This is a genomic window from Deinococcus malanensis, from assembly GCF_014647655.1.
GTDB lineage: Bacteria > Deinococcota > Deinococci > Deinococcales > Deinococcaceae > Deinococcus > Deinococcus malanensis.
Window position 1 is genome coordinate 1 of the sequence record NZ_BMPP01000051.1, and the last position, 5,102, is coordinate 5,102.

Here is a 5,102-nt window from a genome sequence, read left to right on the forward strand (position 1 = left end):
GGGGATGGACACCTACGAGTGGGGCATGAGCTACACCGGTGGCTTTACCTGGGATTACCAGTCCCTCAAGCCCAACATGTTCCTCGAAGTCCGCATGCCGAAAACAAATTAAAACCCTAAACACCGCACCGTAACAGTTCCGGCAAACTCTGGTGGCCCATTTGGGTGCCAGAGTTTCTTTTCTGGTCGGCTGGCCGACCAGAAAAGCCCCACCAACTGATGGGGCGTGTACCGTCTGCACGTCAGCGGGCGTACGACCAGCACGCTGCGGCCAAATCGTGAAGGCCTTGGTCGGCTTCTGGACCCTATCCTGCGCCATCGGATGCTTCCAGCACAGGAGTAGCCACTCCCCCGACGTCGCGGTTAAACAGATTCACAGGTCAGTTCGCTTTGTACGTGAGCGTAGACGGCCAGGCGCTGGGTGTCATCCCGGTGGCCGACCGGGTGCGGGAGACTGCCCGGGTTGGGGTGCGCGCTGCATGACGGGTATATGGACGGGCGGGAGTCGACGTGGCCGTCGAAATGGCAGACGTAACCTTGATGAACGGCGACCTGCGCGGCGTGCCGAACGCCGTGGCGCTCAGCCTCGCCACCCTGCGGAGTATCTCAACATGTTCGGGGTGGTTTGGGTGGACCGGCCGCTCCCCCGGGTCAGATCACAGTCACCGGCGGGCGTCACGGCATCGAAGCGCTGCCACGTGCGTCAGGAAGCGCGTTTCGGTCACCTCCGACTTCCCGGCCGGGCTCAACGCGCCGGGCTTTCCCGCCACTCGCGTCACGCGTCATCCTCCAATCATCCTCTCCCGACTAGCGTGAGGTCATGACACGGACAACCCAGGAGGGACGTGGGTATCCTTGTGTACCCGCGCGAGCCTGACACGCAGTGTCATTTAGGGCTTGCAGGGTCATCCAGACCGGCTACCCGCGGGGCGCCCTTCCTGCGTTCATGTGTTCATCGTTTTGATCACCTTATATTTCCACGGAGCACTTACCTGGGCACGGGTGACCCCGTGCTGGGAATTTTGCGGGATTTCTTTGAGACCCATCTGGGCGCAAGAGCTGCGGTGAAAGCGACACCACCTACGTGAACGCGGGTACCTGGGGCGGCCGTGCTGGGTGATTCCACGCAATAGCGGTGCGGGCGGCATCCATATGGTGGGCTTCGAATTGCAGGTGCAGTTGATGGACTGCCCCGGCCCGCGCCTGATCGACACGGCCGTCGGCCTGGAGAGCGGCCCGGAAGCCGCGACCCTGGGGCGGCAAGTGAGCCGAATGCCCGTAGAGCAGGACATCACGGTGGTCCTTCCCCACGTCATTGGTGAGCCATCGCTCTCCTCGTACCGTGCGCACATGAAGCGATACCTGCCCGTCCTCTTCGCCGCCTGTTCCACCGCCCACGCCGAGCCGGTCCCGTTCCGAGCCTGGAGCGACGCGCGGTCCTTGCCGTCCGAAGCGAGCTTCGCTGCCAAACTCCCGAGCTTCGCCGCCTGTGACTCAACCGGCTTCGACCGCTCTAAACTCTCACCAGACGCCCTCACGGGTTACGACAACTTGACCAGGATTGTCGCGAACTTGAAGGCCGACGATCCCCTGCGCGCCACCATGGAAAAGACCTTGGTTCAGATGCGCGAACACTTGGCCAAGACGGCGCCCGCCATGGCCCCCACCGTCCCGACTTCGCTCGCAGCGGGGTTAAGGAACGCACAGATGTGGCTGGAAAAGAATGAAGCCAAAGGGTGGCAAGCCTTCATTGTCAGTCCTGACGCCAAAAACGCCAAGACCGCCTCCCAAGCCGCTCTCGCCGCCGCCATGCTCGGCAAGCCGCGTGCCGCCCTCGCCGCCCTCCTCGTCGCACACAAACTCGATCCGCACAATCCGGAAATCCTCGCCAACCTCGGTGGGGTCCTCGAAACCCTCGGTTTGTCCGGCGAGGCACTCGTCGTGCTTGACGAAGCCATGAAACTCACCAAGAGCGGCGCGGGCGCCTTCGGATGGTCGAATGCTGCCACCCTCAACACCAACCGGGGCTTGGCCTTGGCTGACCTGCGTCGCTGGAACGAAGCCGAATCGGCCCTTTCGAGCGCCATGAAAGATGCGCCGATGTTGGCAGAAGCGCGGTTGGGGTTGGCGCGTGTGTTGACGTGCCAAGGCAAGACGGCGCAAGCCGCCAAGTACGCCCGCGCCGGCCAGCGTCGCACCCCTACCCCTTCGACCGTTGCCAAGACACCGACGGGTTCGCAAGGAGGAGCCGGCGACGTGAGCGAAATCTCGTCCAGGAGTAACGCGAATGCCTCGGCGCACCTGCCCGCATCGTTTACCTTCGATCTTTCGCGCGGCAAAGACTTTACCTTGCCGAACCTCAAGCTGCCGCAAACCCTGAAAGACGCGGTCGTGCTCTACGACAAGTACGACAAGTTGCACGACGACTTACAAGCCCGCTGGGAGGCCATTCGCAAGCGCAGAGAGGAGGTCGAGGCGCAACTTCGCCATCAACCCAGAGTGTCACCGCTTGTGCAAGCTCGCCGGGAAGCGCTGTGGCAGGCGTTCTTGCACACGAACGACGAGCCGACCGTGAAGCGCCTCTACGAAGCCCAGGTCAAATCGTCTCTCGCCGTCAGCAAGGTCGATGGGGACTTCTCGCACTGCTCGAGCGGCTGTATCTCCGACGAGTTCATCAAAAAGGCACGCACGCCCGAGGAACTGAACGCGCTGTGTAACGGGGCCATGTCCACTCAGCATGACAAGTGGCGAAGTGCCATGCACAGCCACGCGCAAAATCTCGGCATGTACCTGAAGGCCGCGTACAAGCTTGAGACGGCCTTGGCAGCGAACTACAGTGATCCCCTCTGGCACGAGCGGCTTTCCCTAAGCGCCGAGTTCCTCGCCACGACGGAGTTCATGGGGTACGTGAACTACGCTCGTCACTGGGCGCACGACATCAAGGTCTTCAGTTGCTACGAAAGCTCCACGACGGACACGAGCGACCCGATTGCGGGCGAACTTGTCACGCCCCGGGCTGATCCGTGCAAGGCGGTGTACGACGGGATGAGCCTCTCGTTCTCGGTGAGCGTCGTCGGCTTCTCGATTTCGTGCGACTCCATGAGTGTCTCGGCGGCCACGCCCGGCTGGATCGGCGCGTTCGGCTCCTTCTCGCAAAGCTTCGGCAGCAAGGAGTACACCGTCACCGTCGGCATCCAAGAAGGTGTGAGCGTCGGTGTCGGCAGTGTTTCGGCGGGCGCGACGTCGCAGCAGGGGGCGTACGTGTCGTGGGGCAGGGACGGCGTGACGGACGCGGGCGTCTCCATTACCACGGGCTCGTCGGTCGGCGCGACACGCGGCTCAGTCGGCGGGTCGAAGGACATCATCACGGATGTCACGGGCGCATTGAGCGGCAAATGGAGCTTCATCGCCAGTCCCGGCGGCTCGAAGTGAGCTGAGCGCGTCAAGGGTTGACTTGGAGCGGTGGGCCGCCGCTCACCGCTCGTTCATCGTTCCTGAGGCATAGTCATGTTCAGACGCGCACATACCGACGCAAGCACACGCAGGGACTGCCTTAGCTCCCGCCTACGCCTGGGCTGACGCGGAGTGCCGACGTAGTTCAACCTGGGAAATCCAGCCTCTTCTCCCCTGCCGCTGTGCGGGTCACAACTGGAAATGGGATATGTGGATGGAGACCATGTTTGATCGCCTGGGCGTGCCGTTGCCGCCGTTTCCGGGCGAGATCAAACTCTCGGATCAGTGCTGCACAGAAACAGGGCGCCTGGATGATGGCCGCGAGTACAGGCTGCATGCGCATTCAAGCCGCAATCCGCACGATCCGCACATCAGCCTGGAAGTACGGGCCAGTTGCGCCAGTGGCTCGCGCACGACCAACCATTCAGGTGATGAGCACGGGGGAGGGGGAGTTGCGCTTGGAAAAGGTAGAAGTGGAAATGTCCAGTACTCGTGCTTTCCATTCTAAGCACAAGTATTGAACCGTTTTCAGGCAGTCACTCTGGGCCTGACTCTACGCATCCATTGCCTGCATTTCGGGTTCGTGCAGACCAGCCTGCCGCAACGCCGGTAGAGTCATGACCACGAAACGCCCCAACCGGATTGTCACGCTGCTGTTGCCTCTCAGTTCGCTCGTCATCGTGTTCCCGCCATACAGCCCCGTCAACGTTGCGTTGAACACCCCGCAGGAGAAGTCATGGTTTCCGTTCCTGAAGGCTGCATCCATCCTCAGCCACCGAATAACGCGCCAGACACGCGGCCGGACCAAAACCCTTCCTCCACATGACCGACGTCACGCCTCATCAATCGGCGGACGTCATCATCGTGGGGGCTGGTCTTGCGGGGCTCACCGCCGCGTACACCCTCGCGCAGTCAGGTATCCGCGTCGTGGTGCTGGAAGCCCGCGACCGGGTGGGCGGCCGAACCCTCACCCGCTCGGACGATCAGGGGCCCAGCGTGGACCTGGGCGCCACCTGGTCGTGGCCGCATCAGACGCGCATCCGGCACCTCGCCCAGACTCTCGGTGTCGCCCGTTTCGAGCAGCACGTGGAGGGGGACGCGATGCTTGACCTGGGGCCGCAGGGCACCGAACGTCATGCCGTGCGCTCCCCCATGGCGGGTGCCTTGCGCTTCAAACAAGGTGCAGAGGAACTGAGCACCCGCCTGGCCGACGCGCTGCCCGCCGGCAGCGTGAAATTCGGTGTGCAGGTGACCGGTGTGCACGTACAAGGAGACTCGGTGTTAGTCGTGGCTGCCGGGCCGGCTGGGGACGCGCTGGTCTTTCCAGCTCAGGCCGTGATTGTCGCGTTGCCTCCTCGCCTCGCGGAACAGACGATCACGTTCATGCCCGAGTTGCCCCCGGCACTGACTCAGGTGCTGAGCGCCACCCCGACCTGGATGGGACACGCCATGAAAGCCGTGGTGCGGTACGAGCGCGCGTTCTGGCGGGCGCAGGGCCTGTCCGGGTTTGCGGTCAGTTACACCGGGCCCCTCCAGGAAATTCATGACGCCTCGCCCGCGGACGGCGGGGCGGGCGCCCTGTTTGGTTTCTTCACCGCGCATGCGGAGGTGCGCCGCGCTCCTCGGCAGGAACGGCAGCACCTGGTGAT

3 protein-coding genes are annotated in these 5,102 nt (G+C 63.2%); 2 read left to right on the plus strand and 1 reads right to left on the minus strand.

Going from position 1 to position 5,102, the window contains the following annotated elements:
* The first annotated feature begins 1,116 nt into the window (after window positions 1–1,116).
* Complete coding sequence (locus IEY49_RS21070) at window positions 1,117–3,432, plus strand: tetratricopeptide repeat protein (RefSeq protein WP_189012363.1); 2,316 nt, start codon at window positions 1,117–1,119, stop codon at window positions 3,430–3,432.
* Between the two features lie 574 nt (window positions 3,433–4,006).
* Here the strand turns inward: IEY49_RS21070 and IEY49_RS21800 are convergent.
* Entirely contained in the window at window positions 4,007–4,132 is a 126-nt protein-coding gene (locus tag IEY49_RS21800) for a hypothetical protein (RefSeq protein ID WP_268239122.1), read from the minus strand.
* Window positions 4,133–4,275: 143 nt separating this feature from the next.
* Between IEY49_RS21800 and IEY49_RS21075 the strand changes: the two genes are divergently transcribed.
* On the plus strand, window positions 4,276–5,102 hold an 827-nt coding region (locus IEY49_RS21075; RefSeq protein ID WP_189012364.1), incomplete at its 3' end, for a flavin monoamine oxidase family protein.

Coding starts and splice junctions, on each gene's coding strand:
- IEY49_RS21800 (WP_268239122.1), bottom strand. CDS start 4,132: ATGACGAGCGAACTGAGAGGCAACAGCAGCGTGACAATCCGGTTGGGG.